The following is a 21,596-nucleotide window of genomic DNA, read 5'->3' on the forward strand; positions in this document are numbered from 1 at the left end:
AAATCCCGGCGCGGGATGGCCGATTATACCGGACAACGCGAGTCGGCGCTATGCGCGGACCTTGACGTAGCTGCCGGGCGCGTCCTCGATCGGCGGCATCTCCTCGGAGCCGACGGGGCGCGCGGGCACCTGCTCGGCGTCCAGGCTCTCCAGCCATTGCCGCCAGTCGGGCCACCACGAGCCCTTGTGCTCGGTGGCATTCCTTAGCCAGTCGGCGAGCGTGACGTCCTTGATCTTGTCGTTGGTCCAGTACTGGTACTTGCCGCCGGCCGGCGGGTTGACCACGCCGGCGATGTGGCCGGAGCCGGACAGCACATACTTCACCGGGCCGCCGAAGAACTGCGAGCCGTAGAGCACTGAATCCGCCGGCGCGATGTGATCCTCTTTGGTCGCCAGATTGTAGACGGGCACCTTGACCTTCGACAGGTCGAGCAGCGTGTTGTCGAGCACCATGCTGCCGGTGGAGAGCCGGTTCTCCAGATAGCAGTTGCGCAGATAATACGAATGGTTGGCCGCCGGCATCCGCGTGGCGTCGGAGTTCCAGTGCAACAGGTCGAAGGCGGAGGGCGGGTTTCCCTTCAGATAATTGCTGACGACGTAGGACCAGATCAGGTCGTTGGAGCGCAGCATGTTGAAGGCCATCGCCATCCTGCTGCCTTCGAGCACGCCGGCGGCGTGCATGTCGCGCTCAAGCGCCGAGATCTGGTCTTCATCGACGAACACCAGCAGATCGCCCGCATGGGTGAAGTCGACCTGCGCCGCAAAGAACGTCGCAGAGGTGACGCGCTGGCGCCGCTTCTCCGCGAGCCATGCCAGCGTGGAGGCGAGCAGGGTGCCGCCGACGCAGTAACCGGCGGTATGGACCTTCATCTCGCCCGTCACCTTTTCGATGACGTCCATCGCGGTAAGCGGGCCTTCCTTCATGTAGTCGTCGAAGGTTTTCTTGCCGAGTTCCTTGTCGGGATTGACCCAGGAGATCACGAACACGGTGATGCCCTGGTCGACGCACCATTTGATGTAGGATTTTTCCGGCTTGAGATCGAGAATGTAGAACTTGTTGATCCAGGGCGGCACGATCAGAAGCGGCGTGCGCAGCACGGTCTCCGTGGTCGGCGTGTACTGGATCAGCTGCATCAGCTCGTTCTGGAAGATCACCTTGCCCGGCGTCGTCGCCATGTTGACGCCGACGACGAGGTTCGTCGGGTCGGACTGGCGGATGCGCAGGGAGCCGCGGCCGGCTTCGATGTCTTCGGTGAGCATCTTCATGCCGCGGACGAGGTTGTCGCCGTTCGAGGCCAGCGTCTCGCGCAGCACTTCCGGATTGGTGAGGATGAAATTCGACGGCGCGATTGCGTTGGTGATCTGCTGAACGTAGAACTCGGCCTTCTTGCGCGTGTGCGGATCGACGTCGGCGTTCTTCACCAGTTCCTGCGCCCATTGTGCGGTGAGCAGATAGAGCTGCAGCACGAAATCGAAGAACTGGTTCGATTTCCACTCCGGATCCTTGAAGCGCTTGTCGCGCGGCGACGGCTCGATCGCAGGCTTGGCCTGTTCGCCGGCCATGCGGCGCGCCGCCTGGCCCCAGAGATCGAGATAGGCCTTGCCCATCCTGGTCTGCAGGTCTTCGGCGCGTTCCCTGTCCGTCATCCAGTATTCGGCCACCTTGGTGAACGTCTTGATGACTTCACCGATTTCACTGGGCGGCTTGTCCTTCGGTTCTCCGCCCTCGCGCGGCTTGAGATAGGCCGCGAGTGCTTGGCCGCTCGTCTCCATCGCCTTGGCGATGTTCATGGCGAAGGCTTCGGCGTTGAAGGAGTTCGCAGACTGCGTTTCGGTGTTGACGTCGCTCATATCAAGGACACTATAGCTTCGTTTCGCGTTCGTCACCGCGTGGATTGATGGCAAGAGGGTTGGCGTTAACCCTGTTGCACTGCGATAAAGTTTGCGTGTTCACACAAGTTGCACACATTGCGGCCGCACCGATCACATTTGCTCTTTGGGCTTTAATCGTTTCGGGCGACAATGGTTTGAACGGTTCTAGCGAAATCAACGCCGCGGGACGGCTTGGCGTTGCAAAGCTCGTACCACCGCATAGATGCGATCGTGTTGCGCGCGTGGTGCTCAGGTAGTTGGGGATTTTCTGAACGGATGCCGGTCACTCGGACGATAAGGCTGTGGTCGATTGCCGCGCTGTTCGCGTCGGCATTTGCGCTTGGCGGCTGCTCGACCCAGATCGCGGATATGCCGGGCCTTGGCGTGCCGGCTGGCGCGCCCGAGCGTCCAAAGGAAGCCGGTGGCTATCTACCGGTGCATGACCTACCGCCGGACCGCAACGAGGAGGCGATGAAGCCGGCTGAACTGGCTAAAATTCAGTCAGAATTGACGGCCGCCCGCGACCGTCAGGCGACGGCCGCTACCCCGGCCAAACCCGCTAAGAAGTAAGGAAGCTGCCGTTTCGGCGCGCTGTCCCGGCGCGAACCGGCCGACCCCGGATCGGGTCCATAAAAACTGGCGCTGCCGGGCTCCCGTGGTAAAAGAACCTAATTCAACCGCATTGCGGGTCCAGAGCGTTAGGGATCTCGCGCCTGAATTCGCTCTAAATCCTTGATTGAGCGCGACTTCTGACCGAAACCCAATCCGGTTTCGATAGCCGCGAAGGTTCCCCCGATTCTGTCCCGCCGGTTGTCGGAGCAAGGGTCCCATGGAAGATTTTTATCGCATCCGCCGTCTGCCGCCTTACGTGTTCGAGAAGGTCAATCAGGCCAAGGCGGCCGCGCGCAATGCTGGGGCCGACATCATCGACATGGGCATGGGCAATCCGGACCTGCCGACACCGCCCCATGTGATCGAGAAGCTGAAGGAGACGCTGGGCAAACCGCGGACCGACCGCTACTCGGCCTCACGCGGCATCAACGGGCTGCGCAAGGCGCAAGCCGCCTACTACGCGCGGCGGTTCGGCGTGAAGCTCAATCCGGACACCCAGGTCGTGGCAACCCTCGGCTCGAAGGAAGGGTTTGCCAATGTGGCGCAGGCGATCACCGCGCCAGGCGACGTCGTGCTGTGCCCCAATCCGAGCTATCCAATTCACGCCTTCGGCTTTCTGATGGCGGGCGGCGTGATCCGCTCGGTGCCCTCGGAACCGACGCCGCAGTTTTTCGAGGCGGTGGAACGCGCGATCATCCATTCGATCCCGAAGCCGATCGCGCTGATCGTCTGCTACCCCTCCAATCCGACCGCCTATGTCGCCGACCTCGATTTCTACAGGGATCTGGTGGCTTTCGCGAAGAAGCACGAGATCTTCATCCTGTCGGACCTGGCCTATGCCGAGGTCTATTTCGACGAAAATAACCCGCCGCCCTCGGTGCTGCAGGTTCCCGGCGCGATCGACGTCACCGTCGAGTTCACCTCGATGTCGAAGACGTTTTCAATGGCGGGCTGGCGCATGGGTTTTGCCGTCGGCAACGAGCGGATCATCGCCGCCCTGGCGCGAGTGAAATCCTACCTCGACTACGGCGCGTTCACGCCGGTTCAAGTCGCCGCCACCGCCGCGCTGAACGGGCCGGACGATTGCATCAAGGAAATGCGCGACACCTACCGCAAGCGCCGCGACGCGCTGGTCGAATCGTTTGGCCGGGCGGGCTGGGAGATTCCGCCACCACAGGCCTCGATGTTTGCCTGGGCGCCGCTGCCCAAGACCTTCGAGGCCGTCGGCAGCATGCAGTTCGCGACCCTGATGGTGGAGAAGTCAGGCGTGGTGGTTTCGCCCGGCGTCGCCTTCGGCGAGCATGGCGAGGGCTATGTCCGCATCGCCATGGTGGAAAACGAGCAACGTATCCGCCAGGCCGCCCGCGGGGTGCGCCGCTTCCTTGAAAGCGGCATTGAAACGTTGCACAACGTGGTTCCTCTCGCCAATCGGCGCTAATTCCTTCTATTGCAGGTTATCTCATTCATGGTCGCACCCCTGAGAGTGGGTATCGCGGGGCTCGGCACCGTTGGCGCCGAAGTAGTCCGCCTCATCGAAGCGCAGTCGCGGACGCTGTCCGAGCGCAGCGGGCGGGGCGTGCGCGTCGTTGCCGTCACCGCGCGCTCGAAAGCGAAAAAGCGCTCGCTGGACCTGCGCGGCATCGACTGGGCCAAAAGCCCGCTGGCGCTGGCCTCTGACCCCAACGTCGATTGCTTCGTCGAACTGATGGGCGGCTCCGGTGAGCCGGCTCTGTCGGCGACCGAGGCCGCGCTGAAGTCCGGCAAGTCGGTGGTAACCGCCAACAAGGCGCTGATCGCCAAGCATGGCGTGCGGCTGGCGAAGGCGGCCGAAAAGCATGGCGGCGCGTTGAATTACGAGGCGGCGGTAGGGGCTGCCATTCCGGTCATCAAGACCCTTCGTGAAGGGCTTGCCGGCACCGGCGTCAACCGCGTCTACGGCATCCTCAACGGCACCTGCAATTACATCCTGACCCGGATGGAGCAGGAGGGCCTGTCGTTTGCCGAATGCCTGAAGGATGCGCAGCGGCTCGGCTATGCCGAAGCCAATCCGTCCTTCGACGTCGATGGCCACGACACCGCGCAGAAGCTTGCGATCCTTGCCAGCCTCGCCTTCGGCACCAAGGTGGCACAGAGCGCGGTCTATGTCGAAGGCATCTCCTCGATCGCGCCGGAAGATCTGCGCGCGGCCGAAGAACTCGGCTACCGCGTAAAACTGCTCGGGGTTGCGGTGCGGACCGCCAAAGGCATCGAGCAGCGCGTGCATCCGACCATGGTGCCGAAATCATCCTCGATCGCGCAGGTGATGGGCGTCACCAACGCCGTCACCATCGATGGCGAAGGCATTCCCCCGATCACGCTGGTGGGACCCGGCGCCGGCGGTGCCGCGACGGCGTCCGCGGTCGTTGCCGATATCGCCGACGTGGCGCGCGGCATTCGCGCAAAACCGTTCGGACGCCCGGTGGAGCGGCTGCGCGAAACCAGCAAGGCTCCGATGGAGCGCCACGAGGGCGGCTACTACATCCGCCTGATGGCGCGTGACCTCGCCGGCACCGCCGCCACCATCGCCACGCGCCTGGCCGAACAGAAGATTTCACTGGAATCGATCGTGCAGCGGCATCCCGAAGGCGTCGATGCGAACGGTTCTGCGAAGAAGGCGTCACCGGTTCCGGTAATCCTGATTACCTACGCTACGTCAGAGGATGCGGTGTATCGTGCGCTCGAAGCCGTTCAGCGCGACAAGGTGATCAGCGGCCGGCCGCAGGTGATACGGATCGAGAAGAACTGACGCAGGATCCGAACGGATCGCGCGCCAAAAGGTTTGATTTGCGGACCGTGAGGCCCGTGCAGGTTTTAAAGGAGTGAGCCGATGTCGACCCATATTTCCGTTCCGCCGCAATTGTTGCTCGAGCGCATCCTGACGCTCGAAATCGTGCGGGTGACGGAACGTGCTGCGGTTTCGGCCGCGCGGCTGCGCGGCCACGGTCAGGAGAAGGCGGCCGACCAGGCCGCGGTCGATGCGATGCGCCGCGAACTCAACAAGCTGCCGATCGAAGGCACCGTCGTGATCGGCGAGGGCGAGCGCGACGAGGCGCCGATGCTGTTCATCGGCGAGAAGGTCGGGCTGAACGCAGGTCCCCAGGTCGATATCGCCGTCGACCCGCTCGAAGGCACCACGCTCTGCGCCAAGAACATGCCGGGCGCGATTGCTACCATGGCGATGGCCGATGGCGGCACGCTGTTGCACGCGCCCGACGTGTACATGGAGAAGCTCGCGGTCGGCCCGGGCTACGCCAAGGGCGTGGTCGAGCTCGACGCCTCGCCTGCCGACAATGTTCGCCGGCTCGCGAAAGCCAAGGGCGTCGAGCCTGGCGCAATCACCGTGCTGGTGCTCGATCGCCCGCGCCACGCCGATATCATCGCAGGCATCCGCTCGACCGGCGCCGCGGTGCGGCTGATCACCGACGGCGACGTGGCCGGCGTGATCCACTGCGCCGACCCTGACAACACCGGCGTCGATATGTATATCGGCACCGGCGGCGCGCCCGAAGGCGTGCTGGCCGCGGCGGCGCTGCGCTGCATCGGCGGCCAGATGCAGTGTCGGCTGATCCTCGACAGCGACGAGAAGCGGGAGCGCGCGCACAAGATGGGCGTGACCGATCCGAAGATGATCTACGGCATCGAGGACATGGTGCGGGGCGACTGCCTGTTCGCGGCCACTGGCGTCACCACGGGCTCGCTGCTGTCAGGCGTCAAGTTCCGCAAGGACGTGATCGAGACCGAAACGGTGGTGATGCGCTCGGTCACCGGCACGGTGCGCTACATCAAGGCGGAGCACCGGCAGTTGGATAAGTTTCATCTGGATTGAGGACGGCGACGACGTCGTTCCGGGGCGATGCGAAGCATCGAACTATGGTGCGCAATTGCGCACCTGAGAACCTCGAGATTCCGGGTCTGGTGCTAGCGCACCATCCCGGAATGACGACAAGAAAAACAAGGGGAGGGGCTCGCATGTCCGACGTGTCCGCGGTGAAGGCGCTGGTGTTCGACGTTTTCGGCACGGTTGTCGACTGGCGCACCAGCCTCATCAATGATTTTACCAAATGGTCGGAGACCTCGGGCATCCAGGCCGACTGGACCGCTCTGGTCGATGGCTGGCGCGGCGTCTACATGGCCTCAATGGACGAGGTCCGAAAGCATCCCGAACGTGGCTATCAGATCCTGGATACGCTGCACCGGCGGTCGCTGGAAAAACTGGTCGCCGAGATGTCCATCAAGGGACTTGGTGACGCCGACCTGCACTACCTGACGATGGGCTGGCACCGCCTGCATCCCTGGCCGGACAGCGTGCCCGGACTGACGCGGCTGAAGAAGAACTACATCATCTCGCCGCTCTCCAACGGCAACGTCGCGCTGCTGACCAACATGGCAAAGTTCGCCGGTCTGCCGTGGGACCTCGTCATGTCGGCGGAATTGTTCGAGCACTACAAGCCCGATCCCGAAACCTATCTCGGCGCCGCCAAACTGCTGTGTCTGCCGCCGGAACAGGTGATGATGGTTGCCGCCCACAACAGCGATCTGAAAGCGGCGCAGCAGAACGGGCTGAAGACCGCCTTCGTCGCGCGTCCGACCGAATACGGCCCGCACCAGAAATATGATTTCGAGGCCAAGGGCGACTGGGACATCGTCGCCAAGGATTTTGGCGGGATTGCTGACCGGCTGGGGTGCTAGTTCTCGCGCTGCATGGGTTGAGCCCTTCGCGAAACCCATCACATTCACTCCCCGCCGCTGATGGATATCGCTTCGCTCCACCCATCCTACGGGTCCGTGGGCCTATCCCGCGCCGCCCTGGATCACGCCGAACCAGCCGAGGCCCCTATACGTTTCGTAGCCGGGCGTGGCGTGGAACGCGACCAGTGCGCCGGAGCGGTCCTGGTGGAAGCCGGAGCGCCGTCCCTCCAGTGGAAGCGAGACGCGCTCGGTGAGCAGGCCCTGGCCGTCGGACGCCGCGATCACGCGGAAATTCGAATCGACCAGCAGCACGCGCGCCTTGTCGGCCGCGCCGACGCGCACGCCCTGGACGATGGCGCGGGCTTGCGGCTCCCAGTCGAAATGGACCGCCAGCACGCCGGTGGGTTTGCCATTGGCCTTGCCGCCGGCGCGAACGCTGGCGCAATAGGTGACGACCTGGGCGTTGCCGAGCAAAGGCTGGCATTCGACGTCGCCGACGGCGTATTCGTCGCCGGAGCGCAGGTCCCGTGCCGCGCGAAACCACTTGGTGTGCGCCACGTTCTGGCCCACGACGCCAAAGCGATCGGCGCGGCCGTTGGCGCGCACATTGCCGTCGAGATCGCAGAGCCAGAGATCGAGATAGACGGTGTAGGCGCCGAGGATCACGGCCATCCGTTCGGACGCATGGGCTACGGCGGCAGCCTCCGGCGCCGCCGCGCAATCGACGACGGCGGAGTCGGTCGCCCACCAGCGCACGTCGCAGGTGCGCTCATAGAGATTGCGATCGATCAGCTCGATGGCGTTCAGCGACAGATCGACCATGCGCTCGCCACGCGAGCGGTCGGCCATCTGTGCGATCGAGTTCATCAGATTGCCGGTCCGGTTGGTGAGCTGGCTCTCGAGCTCGCGGGCGATGGTTTCGACCTGCTGGCCGACATTGCGGACTTCCTGCGCCACCACGGCAAAGCCCGCGCCTTGGGCGCCGGCGCGCGAGCTCTCGATCAGCGCGTTCAGCGCCAGCATCTTCATCTGGTTGGTGATCTTCTGGATTGACTTGGTCTTCTCGCAGGCGACCTGGTTGACCTCGGCGGTCAATCTGGCGATCAGCGCGGAAACGTCGGCTTCATCCTCGGCGCCTGCTGAACCAGCAGGCTGCTTTGCGAAGGTTGCGGTTTGGGAGCGAAGCGCGACGGACATTGGCGGGAATTCCTCAGTCTTTGTGCGGAGGTCGATCTTCTGCGGATCGGCGGGACTCAACGAGGGCGTGTTGGGTCATTTGTCGGGGAACATGGCTAACGATTGGTTTAAATTCGGCTGTCCCGCGGGTAGTTTGGCGGAACGCGCTGCATCTTCTTTGTGCAAGTTGCTTTTATCGGCAGCAGCCTACAGCAGGTGTCGTTGACGTGGTGCGAGATCTGCCGCCCGCGATTCGCCGGGGAGGGAGCGCGCTATCGCCTCGTTTGCGTTTGCCGCAGGGCCGCTTTGCCCCTATTTCTCGAAGGCATCATGACGCCTCCCGCATCCGCACTTCCCGTTGAACTACCGCCGGCGTTTCTCGGCGTGGCGCGTTCGGCGACGGGCAAATTGTGGCGCGACCGGCTCGATGCGCGAGGGGCGGCGCGAGCGCTGGCGATCACGCAGCGCTACCAGTTGCCGGAGATGCTGGCGCGCGTGCTGGCGGGCCGCGATGTCGGGATCGACGAGGTCGACGATTTCCTCGATCCGACCATCCGCAAACTGATGCCCGATCCCCATACCGTGACGCAGATGGAGACGGCGGCGAGGCGCATTGCCGACGCGGCTGTGCGCGCCGAGAAGGTCGCGATCTTCGGCGATTACGATGTGGATGGTGCGACCTCGGCGGCGCTGCTGGCCTGGCATCTTCGCCATTGCGGGCTCGATCCCTTGATCCACATCCCCGACCGCATCTTCGAGGGCTATGGGCCCAACGTCGAGGCGGTGCGTGGTCTCGCGGCCAAGGGCGCGACGCTGCTCGTCACGGTCGATTGCGGCACCACCAGCATCGAGCCGCTGGCGGAAGCACGGAAGCTCGAAATGTCCGTGGTCGTCATCGATCACCACCAGACCGGCGACGAATTGCCGGAGGTGGACGCGCTGGTGAACCCGAACCGGCCCGACGATCTCTCCGGCCTCGGTCATCTCGCAGCCGTCGGCCTCGTGCTGATCACACTGGTGGCGGTGAACCGTGAATTGCGCGGCCGCGGCTTCTGGAATGCCGAACGGCCCGAGCCGGATCTGCTCGGCATGCTGCACCATGTGGCGCTCGGCACCGTGGCCGACGTCGCGCCGCTGACCGGACTCAATCGCGCCTTCGTCGCCAAGGGCCTGATCGCGATGCGCCGCCGCGACCATGTCGGCCATACCGCGCTGATGGATGTGGCGCGGCTGAACGGCCCGCCCGAAGCCTGGCATCTCGGCTTCATGCTGGGGCCGCGCATCAATGCTGGCGGTCGGATCGGGCGTGCCGATTTAGGCGTGCGGCTGCTGCTGGAGGGCGATGTCTCGGAGGCCGCGCGGATCGCCGCCGAGCTCGACCGGCTCAACAGCGAGCGCCGCATCATCGAGCAGGCGGCCGAAGCGCAAGCCGAGGCCGAAGCGCTGGCTTCGCTCGGGCTTGAAGACAAGGGTGCGGTGATCGTGACCGCCGCCGAGGGTTGGCACCCCGGCATCGTTGGTCTCGTTGCCTCGCGGCTGAAGGAGAAGTTTGCGCGGCCGGCCTTTGCCATTGCGCTGGAGCCGGGGGGCATCGGCACCGGCTCGGGCCGCTCGATCTCGGGCGTCGATCTCGGAAAAGCCGTGCGGCAGGCGGTGAAAGAAAAACTGCTGATGAAGGGCGGCGGCCACGCCATGGCCGCGGGCGTGACGCTGCGCAAGGAGAGGCTCGCCGAGTTTCGCGCCTTCATGGAAAGCGCGCTGGCCGAGGACGTCGCCAATTCCCGTCACGAAAATGAGCTGTTCATCGATGGCGCCGTCAGCGCGCGCAGCGTGACGGTGGAATTCGCGACGATGCTGAACCGCGCCGGGCCGTTCGGGGCCGCCAATCCGGAGCCCGTGATCGCGCTGCCAGCGCATCAACTGGTCTATGCCGACGAAGTCGGCCAGGCGCATCTGCGCGTCCGCTTCAAGTCGGGTGACGGCGCGATCGTCAACGGCATCGCATTCCGGTCGATCGGCCAGAAGCTCGGCCACGCGCTGACGCAAAACCGCGGCCAGCCGTTGCATGTCGCGGGTTCACTGGCGGTCGATCGTTTTCAAGGGTCGGAACGCGTGCAATTGCGCGTGACCGACGTCGCGGTGCCGGATCCGGGACCGGCCTTGATCAGGTAGTTCAACAACCAAGAACAACAAACGGGAGAAGACATGACAGGGCAGGTTCAGGGCAAGGTCGCGCTGGTGACGGGCGGCGCATCCGGCATTGGCGAAGCGGTTTCCGAATTGCTGGCGCGCGAGGGAGCCTCGGTCGCGGTGACCGATGTCGACGATTTGAAAGGCCCCGAGGTCGTGGCGCGAATCAAGAAGGCCGGTGGGGAGGCGAGCTTTTGGCACCACGACGTCACCAGTGAGGAACGCTGGATCGAGGTCGTTACCGATGTCATGAAGCGCTACGGCCGGCTCGACGTGCTGGTCTCGAACGCCGGCATCGGCATTTCGGTGCCGTCGATCACCGAGATGTCGCTTTCGGACTGGCGGCGGCAGACCGCGATCAACCTCGACGGCGTGTTTCTCTCGGTGAAGCATTGCCTGCCCGCGATGCGCAAGACCGGCGGCGGCTCCGTCATCATGATGTCGTCGCTGGCCGGCCTGCGCGGCGCGGCCGGTCTTTCCGGCTATTGCGCAACCAAGGGCGGGGTGAGGCTGTTCGCCAAGGCCATTGCGATGGAATGCGCAACCTTCGGCGACGGCATCCGCGTCAACTCGGTGCATCCCGGAATCATCGACACGCCGATCTGGGGCAAGATTCCGACGGAGGCGGCGGGGCAGGGGCAGAACGCGCCGATCGATCCGGAGGAGCGGGCGAAGATGGTGACACCGCTCGGCCGCGCTGGCGAGGCTATGGAAATTGCGCAGGGCGTTTTGTATCTGGCGTCCGATGCCTCGCGCTACGTGACGGGGACCGAGCTCATTATTGACGGCGGCATGAACGCGGGCGGCGTGGCGCGGAGGGCGTGAGGCGTAAACCGTGGCGAAATTTGATTCTTCGCTGTGACGGGCGTCAGAGCTCTATTGGGGCGCTGCGGTGAATTGCGCCCGCAACCAAGCCTGCACGGCCTCGATCGGCTCGCCCAGCGGCCTGTCGCCGCTGCGCACCAGGTGCAGGGAGAAGCCTTCAAGCTCCGGTCCGAACGGGACCTCCAACGTGCCCTGCGCCAGCTCGTCGGAGACCAGCAGCAGGCTATGCAGCGCGATCCCGGCGCCAGCGACCGTCGCCTGGATTGCATGGGTCTCATCGCTGAAGCGCAGGCCCGCCCGCGCATCGATGCCGTCAATGCCGGCAATTTTCATCCAGCGACGCCAAGTCGGATTGCGGGGATCGCGACGATACCAATCGAAATGTAGCAAGGTTGCTGACTGCAGGTCGCTCGTCTTCTTGATACCGAGACGCGGACTTACCACCGGCGCAAAGCGATCGACGGTCAGGGTCTCGGCGACCAGATCGGGATAGGGTCCGGGGCCATAGCGTAGGGCGAGATCAGCGCCCCCCGAACCGAGGTCGACGGCTTCCAGGGTCGCGAGCAACGTGAGATCGATGTCTGGTCGTGCCTTGCGAAATGCCGCGATGCGCGGCACCAGCCACTTGGCCGCGAAAGCAGGTGTCGCGGAGAGCGTCACCACGGTGCGCCGCGGCATGCGGCTCAAGCCATCGATAACGCGCGCAAAGGAATCGAAGCCGTCGCGCAGGACGGGCAGCAATACTTGTCCTTCCGCTGTCAGCAAGACCTGGCGCGTCCGCCGCTCGAACAGCCGCACGCCAATCGCCACCTCCAATTGCCGAATCTGATGGCTGATGGCGGTCGGCGTCACATGCAGTTCTTGAGCTGCACGCTTGAAGCTGAGATGCCGCGCGGCGGCCTCAAACGCACGCAGCCCGGCAAGCGGTGGGAGACGTCTCATTGGCAGGCTTACAGATGAATGCTGCTCATCCATAAGGTGAGCAATTCGTGTTTGTCAATGCGTTAGCGACGCGCCATTTCACCAGCATGGATGAACGGAGATACGCCATGAACCTGCTAAGGATTGATGCCAGCGCGCGCGCCGACCGGTTCCCTCGGGGGTCGCACACACGCCGTCTTACCGAACGCTTCGTGCGGCGCTGGCTGCACCATCGCCCGAATGATTTGGTGATCGATCGGGATGTCGGCCAATCACCACCACGTCCGGTCACCGAAAAGTGGATCGGTGCGGCCTTCACCAAACCTGAGTTGCGCGAGCTGTGGATGAACGATGCGTTGGCGGAAAGTGATGCGCTGGTCGATGAACTGATCGCCGCCGATATGATCGTCGCTGGCGTGCCGATGTACAATTTCGGGATGCCGGCGCAGTTCAAGGCGTATATCGACAACGTTGTGCGGGTCGGCCGCACTTTCGGCTTTGACCGCGCACGGCCGGACAATCCTTATTCACAGCTGCTGGCCGGCATGGGCAAGCGTCTCGTCATCCTCGGTTCGCGGGGCGACTACGGCTACGATCCGGGCGGCCGCCTCGCGCACATCAACCATGTGGAAGGGGCGGTGCGCGATGTATTTGGCTTCCTCGGCGTTACGGATTTCCACAGCATCGCCATCGAGTATGACGAGTTCGGCGATGAACGCTTGAAGGCATCGATTGCGGCGGCCGAATGCGCGGTTGATGACCTTGCAGATCGACTGGCAAGGGAAGCGGAGCCGTTGGAGGCAGCTTGATCGGAGGCTCCATGGACGAGACGCCGGATCCGTGAGGTTGAGGCTGCGCGGCTATCCACCCTGCCTCAACCGCGCCAGCACCTTCAGCCCGCCATAGCCGTCGGCAGGCAGCAGCCCCATCTTGGTCTGATAGTCCTTCACCGCCTTCATGGTGTCATTGCCGACGCGGCCATCGGTGCCGCCGGTATCGAAGCCGGCTTTTGTCAATCGCGTCTGCAGTTCCTGCACTTCGGGAAGCGTCAGCGCGCGCTCGGAGCCGGGGAAGGGCTGGATGAAGGGCGGCGCGCCCAAAATGCGGTCGCCGAGATGGCAGATCGCCAGCGCGTAGTTCATTGACGGGTTGTAGCTTTTCACCGAATAGAAATTCGGACCCAGCAGGAATGACGGACCGCCGGCGACCGGCACCCACATCTGCGCCGATGCATTCGGCTGCGGGAACGGCTTGCCGTCGGCGCGGGTCACGCCGGCGCTGGCCCATGCCGCGTAGGTCCGGCTGCCGCTCGAAGCCCCGCCGGAGCTGCGGACCTCATAGCCCCAATGCTCGCCGCGGTGATACTTGCCGCGGTTGAGCAGATAGCGCGCGCTGGAGCCGAGTGCATCGTCCGGCCTGCCGAACGGCGAGACGCGGCCGTCCTTGTCATAGTCCATGCCGACATTGAGCCAGACTTCCGGCATCCATTGCGTATGGCCCATCGCGCCGGCCCAAGAGCCGCGCATTTCCTCCGGCGTGCCCCAGCCGCGGTCGACGATTTTCAGGGCGTTGATCAGTTCGGTTTCCCAATAGGCGCGGCGGCGGGGCTCGTTCCAGGCAAGCGCAGCGAGCGCCGGAAAGATCGGCCGCATATGGTTCTGCTGCACCAGCGGATCGCCATAGGCTGATTCAACGCCCCACAGCGCCAGCAAGGTGCCGCGCTCGACGCCGAAATCCTGCTCGATGCGCGCGAACAGCGCCTCGTGCTTCTTCAGGGCTTCACGGCCGTTGATGATGCGCCAGTCCGATGCACGGCGATTGATGTACTGCCAGATCTGCTCGTGGAATTCCGGCTGCTTCTGCATCTGCCGGAACACGCTCATGTCGGGCTCGATGCGGCCCATCACCCGCGTCCAGGTCGCGTCCGAGATGCCCTTGGCGCGGGCACGCGCATGAAAATTGTCGCGCCACGCGTCGAAGCCGGGCGGCGCGGCAAGCGCGGAAAATCCCGTGGCGAGCAGGGCGCCGGCGCCGAGGCCGCCTTGCAGCAGGGCGCGGCGGGTCGGGGTCGTTGAGGAATCAGGCTGTTTCATGCCGGCAGTCTAGCGGCGTGGCGGGCCTGCTTCAAAAGCCATGACGCCGCGGGAACCGGCGATTCCCTCACAAATCGGCGGCGATTTTGGCCAACCAGCGGCGGATCACAGTCTGGGCGTTGGCAGAGAGCCCGGCCGTCAGCCGCCGCTCGATCGCTTGCGCGTGCCGCCGGCATTTGTCGAGCAGTGCTGCGCCGCGCCGCGTCACGGTCCACTGCAGCACCCGGCCATGGATCGGGTGCGGGGTCTTTTTGATGGCGCCATCGCGCTCGAGGTTGCGGATGATGACGCCGACCGTCTGCGGCGTCAGCATCGCCACCCGCGCGAGGTCGGCGCCGGACAGTCCTGGATAGGCCTTCAACATCGTCAGCACCACGAATTGCGGCGGGGTCGCGCCGAGGTCGGCCAGCGCCCGCTCCATCGCCAGCCGCGTCGCGGCCTGGGCTTGGCGCAGCAGGTAGGCGAGGTAGCCATGCTCGCCGCGCTTGCCCTCGCCGGGCGGCGGCGGGCGCAGCACGCGTGCGGGATTTTCGGCGGATGTTTGCCGCGGCCGTCGGCCCGCGCTTCCGGCCGACGGTTTTCGCGATCCTTGTTTTTCTCGCGATTTTTTCGCCGGTGCATTTCGCGACCGTGCCGTCGTGTTCCGTAGTGCCTTGCGCGGCATATCAGTGCTCTTATAATAAATCAGAGCATTGATAACATGAGGCACAAGAGATGTCACACGCCCGCAAAGAGTACAAAGACTTCATGTCGCTGACGCCAGACGCTTACGAGGCCGTGCTGGCACTCAGTCAGGTTGCGGGCAAGGCGGGCATGGACAAGCAACTGCTCGAACTGATCAAGCTGCGTGCCTCGCAGATCAATGGCTGCGCCTTCTGCGTGCAGTATCACATCCTGGAGAGCGAGAAGCTCGGCGTGCCCACCGACAAGCTCAACCTCGTGGTGGTCTGGCGCGAGGCGCCGCAGTTTTCGCAGCGCGAGCGCGCGGCGCTGGCATGGACGGAGGCGCTGACCTTGCTCAGCGAGGGTGTTAGCGACGAGGTCTATGCAGAGGCGAGTAGCGAATTCTCCGAAAAGGAGCTTGCCTATCTCACCTCCGCGGTCGCCTCGATCAATGTCTGGAACAGGTTCGGCGCCGCGTTTCGCTGGACTCCGCCGGCGCGGAAGACAGCGGTCGGCGCGGCGGCTTCGTAGAAATCAAGGCGTGGGCTCATTGGCACCGAACCAAATACTGATCGGTGTTGTGCGTTGATGAAGTCCAGGCAGTTGGCTGCCAGCTTATCGTATGCGTTTTTCCAACGTTGCCTTGATTTCTGCACTATTTGAGCAGCAAATGGCGCCTAATGTGACGCTTTGGAGGACTGGCGGTGCCGAAGTCCGGGGTGGCGTTGTTGCTTATGGGGTTGCTTGGGTTTGGGCTCGGCGGTTGCATGCAATCGACGCTCGCGCCGACGTCGAATGCCAGTTTGAGCCCAAGGGACCGGCAGTTGCTGGCCCGTCCGCCTTATGCGCGGGCGGACATTCCCGAGACCTATCGCCGGCATATTGTCGACTACATGCGCAAAGAGCAGCCAGGCACGATCCTGGTCGATACCAATGCACGCTATCTGTATTACGTCCTGCCGGGCGGCAAGGCGGTCCGCTACGGCGTGACGGTGGGAGAGGAAGCGTTGGCCTGGTCCGGCGTCGCGACGGTTGGCCGTATGGCTGAATGGCCCGACTGGATTCCGACGGCGGAGATCCAGGCTCGGCTCGGCCCTTACCCAAAGCGCATCGCCGGAGGTCCCGAAAATCCGCTCGGCGCGCGGGCGATCTACCTTTACCAGGGCAACAAGGACACCCTGTACCGTATCCACGGCACCAACCAGCCGGAATATATCGGCCAGGCCATTTCGTCCGGCTGCATCCGCATGACCAACGAGGACGTCATCGATCTCGTGAATCGGGTGAAGCCAGGTGCGATCGTCGTCGTCCTCCCGCCAGGTCGGAGCGCGTAGATGGGGCTTATCGCAGGTTCCCGTGGCTGATCAGGGCTCGCCGCAGGTCACTCGCGGCCTGTTGCGCTGGCGCCTTTATCTTGCCGTTGCCAGTCTGGCCGTATTGGTCGCGGCGGGAGGCGATGCGGGCGCCAGAAGCGGCGCACGCTCGATCGAGTCCATCGAGACGCGCAGCGCCGGCGAGCCGCTCATGGCCATCGTTTCGCTCCGCAACCAGCGGATCACCGTCTACGACGCCAAGGGGTGGATTCTGCGGGCGCCCATATCGAGCGGCACGAAGGGACGCGAAACGCCCGCAGGCATCTTCAGCGTCATCCAGAAAGTCGAGGAGCATTACTCGAACCTGTATGACGACGCCTTCATGCCGCACATGCAGCGCATCACGTGGTCAGGCATCGCACTCCATGGCGGCGTCCTGCCGGGGCGGCCGGCATCCCATGGCTGTATCCGGCTGCCCTTCGACTTCGCCGAACGCCTGTTCGACGCGACCGAGATGGGCATGCGGGTGATCGTGGCGCCATCAGATGTGGCGCCCGTTGAGTTTGCCCATCCGGTTCCGTTCCAAGCCAAGCCGGGAGCCGGCGCCATGGCCGCTGCGCGCACGGCAGAGGCGCAAGAGGCTGCGAGGAAAGCGGCCGAGGCGCGACTCGCCGCCGGGACCGCCTTGCGAGAGGCCACGCAGGCCAGGGCGCCGGTTCGCGCGGCGGAAAACCTGAAGCGCAGGGCCGAGGCGCAATTGGCGGCCGCCGAGACCAAACTTGGCTCTGACATCTCGGCGGAGGCAAAGGAGCAGGCTGAGGACGCCAAGGCGCAGGCCATCGCCAAAATAGCGGAACTGCAGCTGCAGTGGGACGTCGCCAACGTGGTCCTGCAACTGAGGCTCGATGCCGTCACGTCTGCGCGCGAAGCCGCCGACGCGGCCGAGGTTGCGCGCGCCGCGGCAGCCGAGGCGGTCCGCGAGATCGCACGCGAACTCCAGCCGGTATCGGTGTTGATCAGCCGCAAGAACCAGCGGCTTTATGTCCGTCAAGCATTCAAGCCCATCCTTGAAAGTCCGGTCACGATCGCAGATCCCGACCGTCCAATCGGTACGCATGTCTTCACCGCCATCGAGCGCACGGCCGACGATGCCAAGGTGCGGTGGAGCGTCGTTTCACTGGAGGGCGGGCGCTCGTCCAATGCCTCGGTTGAGCCCCGCGACCGCGCGCGCGGGAGCAGTGGTCGCGACGTTGAGCCGGTGCCGACGGACCCGGACGGCGTAAAGGCCGCGCTCGGCCGCGTCGCCATTCCGCAGGACGTATTGGATCGCATCGGCAACATCACACCGCGATCTTCCCTGATCGTCACGGACGAGGCGTTGAGTTCGGAGACCGGCAAGGGGACGGAATTCGTGGTGGTGTTGAGCGGCGAACCGCAAGGCGGCATCAAGAGGCGGCGACGCAGTCCGGGGGCTGACTTCCGCTACTCGCGCCCACGCAGCCAGCCTTTCTGGCACTCGCCTTTCGGGAGCCCCTTCACCTGGTGAGCCCATTCGTCGAGTGCAGCTGTCGCTGGGCGCATCCCAGCGTTCGCAAGGCACCTTAATACTCAGATAGCAACGACGAGTGCGGCTATGACGCCGCGACTTCTGTGAAATGTTGCGGATCGCATCGGCGTCGGTTGCCGTCAAATATGTGGCTGCCCGCGCGCGATAAAGCTTTCATCCTTTCGTATTCTCATCTCCAAAGCGCCACAGAGTGGGCTCCCGATCCCAGCCTGCATGGCTTCGCAGAGACGTCCGGAATTCCACAGCTCGGAAATCAGGGAGACGGACATGCAACTCATTCGAGCAGACCTCGATTTCATTCTCGCGCAAATTCGATCCGCTGAAACCGACGCACCTTTGGAGGACCCTTCTCGTCCGTTTGGGCTGCGGACGGTTGACGGCACGAACAACAGCGTGGTGCCAGGCCAGTCGGACTTCGGCGCCGCGGATCGGGTGTTCCCTCGGATGACCGATCCTGTGTTCCGCGAAGCGGACCTCGGGACGTCCTATTCCCAGACCAAAGATACAGTGATCGACGCCCAACCGCGGATCATCAGCAATCTGATTGCCGACCAGAACGCGAACAGCAACCCGGCGGCCGCCGCAGTCGACAGCGATGGCGACGGGGTTGTTCCGAACGTAAATTCCGATGGCGCGGCGCCGTTCAATCAGTGGTTCACGTTCTTCGGCCAGTTCTTCGACCATGGCCTGGATCTAGTGAACAAGGGCGAGAGCGGGAACGTGTTTATCCCACTGCAGCCGGACGACCCTCTCTACGTTGAAGGCAGCCCGACCAATTTCATGGTGTTGACGCGTGCGACCAACCTGGCCGGGGCAGACGGGAAGGTAGGGACTTCGGACGATATCCACGAGCACACGAACCAGACGACGCCGTTCATCGATCAGAACCAGACGTACACGTCGCATCCGTCACACCAGGTTTTTTTGCGCGAGTACGCGCTTGACGCCAACGGCAATCCGGTGGCAACCGGACGTCTGCTCGAAGGCGCCGATGGCGGCCTGGCAACATGGGCTGACGTCAAGGCGCAAGCGCGGGAGCTGCTCGGCATCGATCTGACCGATGCCGATGCGACCAACATTCCCTTGCTGGCAACCGACCCTTATGGGCGCTTCCTGGCCGGAGCTCATGGATACGCCCAACTCGTGATGCCCGGCGCTGACGGCATTGCGGGCACGCCCGACGACATCCTGACTGAAGGCAACCCCGCCAGTCCCATCAGCACCACCGGAGCGATCCGCACCGGACACGCCTTTCTGAACGACATTGCCCATGATGCCGTTCCGACCGACAAGGTCGCGGACGGCGACACGGAGGTCAGCCTCTCGAACCTTGACGGGTCGGATACGAGCGGCAATTACGACAATGAGCTGCTCGATGCCCACTACATCACCGGCGACGGACGCGGGAATGAGAATATTGGCTTGACCGCCGTTCATCACGTTTTCCACGCGGAACACAACCGGTTGATCGGGCACCTGAAGGAGGTGATCCTGGCCGAAGTGGACAACGATCCAGCTTTCGTGAGCCAGTGGCTGAAGCCGGGAGCGGATATGTCCGACGGCATCCAGGAGAGTGACTGGAATGGCGAGTACCTGTTCCAAGCCAGCAGATTTGCGACCGAGATGCAATACCAGCATCTCGTCTTCGAGGACTTTGCACGCAGCATCCAGCCGAACATCGATGAATTCGAGGCGCACGACGTCACCATCGATCCCGCGATCGTGGCCGAGTTCGCGCACACGGTCTATCGGTTCGGGCACTCGCTGCTGCGCGAGACTGTTGACCGTCTGGATGCCGACGGCAACGTGGTCGACGCCAAAGCCGAGGTGGCGGGCGATCAGCAGCTCAGCCTGATTGACGCCTTCCTCAACCCGCTCGCCTATGCGGAGCGTGGCGCCGACGGCGATGCTGCAGCGGAGATCGTGCGCGGAGCAACGGGCGAGGTCGCCAACAGCGTCGACGAATTCGTTACCGATGCGCTGCGCAACAATCTTCTCGGTTTGCCTCTTGACCTTGCGACAATCAACCTCGCGCGCGGCCGTGACACCGGCGTGGCACCGCTCAACAGTGTCCGCGAGCAGTTCTACGCAAAAACCGGCGATCCCGATCTCAAGCCATATGCGAGCTGGGCGGAATTCGGCAGCGGCATCAAGCACCCGGAGTCTCTCGTCAACTTCATTGCAGCGTACGGCGTTCATCCGTTGCTCGCTGCTGCCGCCACGGTAGCGGAGAAACGTGCCGCTGCCGTCACGCTCGTCTATGGGACGGCGGATGACCCGACCACGGAGGCAGACGAGAGCGTTGGGCCGGACACTGATTTTCTTAACGGCACTGGAGCCTTCGCCGGTGTCGAGACTGGTCTCAATGACGTTGATCTGTGGATCGGGGGTCTGGCGGAGAAGCCGCTGGCGTCGGGCGGACTGCTGGGCTCGACCTTCAACTTCGTGTTCGAGACTCAGATGGAAAATTTGCAGAATGGTGACCGCTTTTACTACCTGTCGCGGTTGGAAGGTACGAATTTCCTGAATCAGCTCGAGGGCACCTCATTCTCCGAGTTGGTGATGCGCAACACTGGTACCATTCACCTTCCCTTCGACGTCTTCGCGGTGCCCACCTACACGATCGAAGCCGGCGATCCGTCAACCTATCCGGTCGACGCTGCGGGAAATCCATTGGTGATGACCAACCATGGAGGCGAGCTAGGTTTTCTTGGCGACGATCACGTCGTGATCGGCGGCACCGGCCGGACGGACAGGATTCAGTCCGGCGCCGGGGACGATACGCTCTGGGGCGACGGTGGCAACGATGTCCTCGACGGCGCCCTCGGCAACGATGCCGTGATCGGTGGCGATGGCAACGACCGCCTGACGGGCGGCGACGATGACGACTTTGTCAACGGCGCCGCCGGAAACGACAAGGTCTGGGGCGGCGCAGGCTCCGATCTACTCGTCGGCCTGGAGGGTCGCGACCGTATCGAGGCCGGCGATGGCGACGACGAGGTCTTCGGGGGCCTCGGCAATGACCAGATCTTCGGAGGCGCCGGCAACGACGAGCTGCTGGGGAACGAGGGCGATGACTGGATGAAGGGGGGACAGGGCGACGACCACCTAATCGGTGATAACGGCAATCCGTTCGGCGAGCCGCTCCCGGACACGGACACGGCCCTGTTCTCGGGTAAGGCAAAGAACTACACGATCAATCACAACGCCGATGGGTCAATCACGGTCACCGACAAAGTCGGTGCCGAGGGCACGGACACGCTGCAGAATATCGAACGCCTGCAATTTGCGGATCGGATGATTTTGGCAGACGGGACGACCACGCCGAAGGGTGGCCATGGCTCTGGTGACCACGGCTTTGGATGGTGGGGCCAGCTTCGCGACTCGGTCACCAGCGGTCAGACGCCTGCGACCGGCACGAGCGCAGGGGGGCCCGCAGGTCAGGGTTCTGCTACGGCGCATGCGAACGGCTCGACCGCATCGTCCCTGGCAAGCCAGAGCTTTGCGCTGCTGAACCAGTATATGGCCGGCAGCTCCGGCCGGGTCGATCCCGGTCAGATCGCGGCGCCCGTGTCGAATGGCGCCATCCGGGGTCAGGATTCCTTCCTGACCAGACCGCAGCATTGATCCGCTTCC

17 protein-coding genes are annotated in these 21,596 nt (G+C 63.9%); 12 read left to right on the forward strand and 5 right to left on the reverse strand.

The features are described from left to right. Nucleotides 1-48: 48 nt before the first annotated feature. Nucleotides 49-1,851: an alpha/beta hydrolase gene (locus IVB22_RS32305; RefSeq protein ID WP_247521211.1), complete on the reverse strand. Its 1,803-nt coding sequence runs from the start codon at nt 1,849-1,851 to the stop codon at nt 49-51. Between the two features lie 297 nt (nt 1,852-2,148). Here IVB22_RS32305 and IVB22_RS32310 point away from each other — a divergent pair, with 297 nt between their 5' ends. From IVB22_RS32310 to IVB22_RS32330, 5 genes are all read left to right on the forward strand, one after another. After that, nucleotides 2,149-2,442, forward strand: coding sequence for a hypothetical protein (locus tag IVB22_RS32310; protein WP_247521212.1), 294 nt, complete (start codon nt 2,149-2,151; stop codon nt 2,440-2,442). Between the two features lie 259 nt (nt 2,443-2,701). After that, on the forward strand, nt 2,702-3,922 hold the full coding sequence (locus IVB22_RS32315; protein WP_247521213.1) for an LL-diaminopimelate aminotransferase: 1,221 nt from the start codon (nt 2,702-2,704) through the stop codon (nt 3,920-3,922). Nucleotides 3,923-3,949: 27 nt separating this feature from the next. After that, on the forward strand, nt 3,950-5,269 hold the full coding sequence (locus tag IVB22_RS32320) for a homoserine dehydrogenase (RefSeq protein ID WP_247521214.1): 1,320 nt from the start codon (nt 3,950-3,952) through the stop codon (nt 5,267-5,269). Between the two features lie 81 nt (nt 5,270-5,350). Then, on the forward strand, nt 5,351-6,349 hold the full coding sequence (gene glpX / locus IVB22_RS32325) for a class II fructose-bisphosphatase (protein ID WP_247521215.1): 999 nt from the start codon (nt 5,351-5,353) through the stop codon (nt 6,347-6,349). Nucleotides 6,350-6,492: 143 nt separating this feature from the next. Further along, nucleotides 6,493-7,212 (forward strand): haloacid dehalogenase type II, encoded by a 720-nt coding sequence (locus IVB22_RS32330; RefSeq protein WP_247521216.1) that lies wholly within the window; start codon nt 6,493-6,495, stop codon nt 7,210-7,212. 102 nt (nt 7,213-7,314) lie between these two features. Here IVB22_RS32330 and IVB22_RS32335 read toward each other — a convergent pair whose 3' ends face one another. After that, nucleotides 7,315-8,409: a methyl-accepting chemotaxis protein gene (locus tag IVB22_RS32335; RefSeq protein WP_247521217.1), complete on the reverse strand. Its 1,095-nt coding sequence runs from the start codon at nt 8,407-8,409 to the stop codon at nt 7,315-7,317. Nucleotides 8,410-8,718: 309 nt separating this feature from the next. Between IVB22_RS32335 and recJ the strand changes: the two genes are divergently transcribed. After that, nucleotides 8,719-10,560, forward strand: a complete 1,842-nt coding sequence (recJ, locus tag IVB22_RS32340; RefSeq protein ID WP_247521218.1) for a single-stranded-DNA-specific exonuclease RecJ — start codon at nt 8,719-8,721, stop codon at nt 10,558-10,560. Nucleotides 10,561-10,593: 33 nt separating this feature from the next. After that, a complete protein-coding gene (locus IVB22_RS32345; RefSeq protein ID WP_247521219.1) occupies nt 10,594-11,403 on the forward strand; it encodes an SDR family NAD(P)-dependent oxidoreductase in 810 nt (269 codons plus the stop codon). Nucleotides 11,404-11,454: 51 nt separating this feature from the next. Here IVB22_RS32345 and IVB22_RS32350 read toward each other — a convergent pair whose 3' ends face one another. Beyond that, nucleotides 11,455-12,378 (reverse strand): LysR substrate-binding domain-containing protein, encoded by a 924-nt coding sequence (locus IVB22_RS32350; RefSeq protein WP_247521220.1) that lies wholly within the window; start codon nt 12,376-12,378, stop codon nt 11,455-11,457. 74 nt (nt 12,379-12,452) lie between these two features. Between IVB22_RS32350 and IVB22_RS32355 the strand changes: the two genes are divergently transcribed. Beyond that, the gene (locus tag IVB22_RS32355; protein ID WP_247521221.1) at nt 12,453-13,133 is read left to right on the forward strand and encodes an FMN-dependent NADH-azoreductase; all 681 of its coding nucleotides are present in this window, start codon (nt 12,453-12,455) and stop codon (nt 13,131-13,133) included. Nucleotides 13,134-13,184: 51 nt separating this feature from the next. Here IVB22_RS32355 and IVB22_RS32360 read toward each other — a convergent pair whose 3' ends face one another. After that, nucleotides 13,185-14,417 carry a lytic murein transglycosylase gene (locus IVB22_RS32360; RefSeq protein WP_247521222.1) on the reverse strand — a complete coding sequence of 411 codons (1,233 nt, stop codon included), beginning with the start codon at nt 14,415-14,417 and terminating at the stop codon, nt 13,185-13,187. Between the two features lie 67 nt (nt 14,418-14,484). Further along, nucleotides 14,485-14,934, reverse strand: a complete 450-nt coding sequence (locus IVB22_RS32365; RefSeq protein ID WP_374207765.1) for a MarR family winged helix-turn-helix transcriptional regulator — start codon at nt 14,932-14,934, stop codon at nt 14,485-14,487. Nucleotides 14,935-15,131: 197 nt separating this feature from the next. On the opposite strand from IVB22_RS32365, the gene IVB22_RS32370 reads away from it, so the two are divergent. From IVB22_RS32370 to IVB22_RS32385, 4 genes are all read left to right on the forward strand, one after another. Continuing rightward, the gene (locus IVB22_RS32370) at nt 15,132-15,611 is read left to right on the forward strand and encodes a carboxymuconolactone decarboxylase family protein (protein ID WP_247521224.1); all 480 of its coding nucleotides are present in this window, start codon (nt 15,132-15,134) and stop codon (nt 15,609-15,611) included. Between the two features lie 203 nt (nt 15,612-15,814). After that, nucleotides 15,815-16,414, forward strand: coding sequence for a L,D-transpeptidase (locus IVB22_RS32375; protein ID WP_249805537.1), 600 nt, complete (start codon nt 15,815-15,817; stop codon nt 16,412-16,414). A gap of 22 nt (nt 16,415-16,436) precedes the next feature. Next, nucleotides 16,437-17,939 carry a L,D-transpeptidase family protein gene (locus IVB22_RS32380; RefSeq protein ID WP_247521226.1) on the forward strand — a complete coding sequence of 501 codons (1,503 nt, stop codon included), beginning with the start codon at nt 16,437-16,439 and terminating at the stop codon, nt 17,937-17,939. Nucleotides 17,940-18,227: 288 nt separating this feature from the next. Beyond that, entirely contained in the window at nt 18,228-21,587 is a 3,360-nt protein-coding gene (locus IVB22_RS32385) for a peroxidase family protein (RefSeq protein ID WP_276576929.1), read from the forward strand. Nucleotides 21,588-21,596: the final 9 nt, after the last annotated feature.

The sequence above is a fragment of the Bradyrhizobium sp. 190 genome (genome assembly GCF_023073415.1).
Classification (GTDB): domain Bacteria; phylum Pseudomonadota; class Alphaproteobacteria; order Rhizobiales; family Xanthobacteraceae; genus Bradyrhizobium.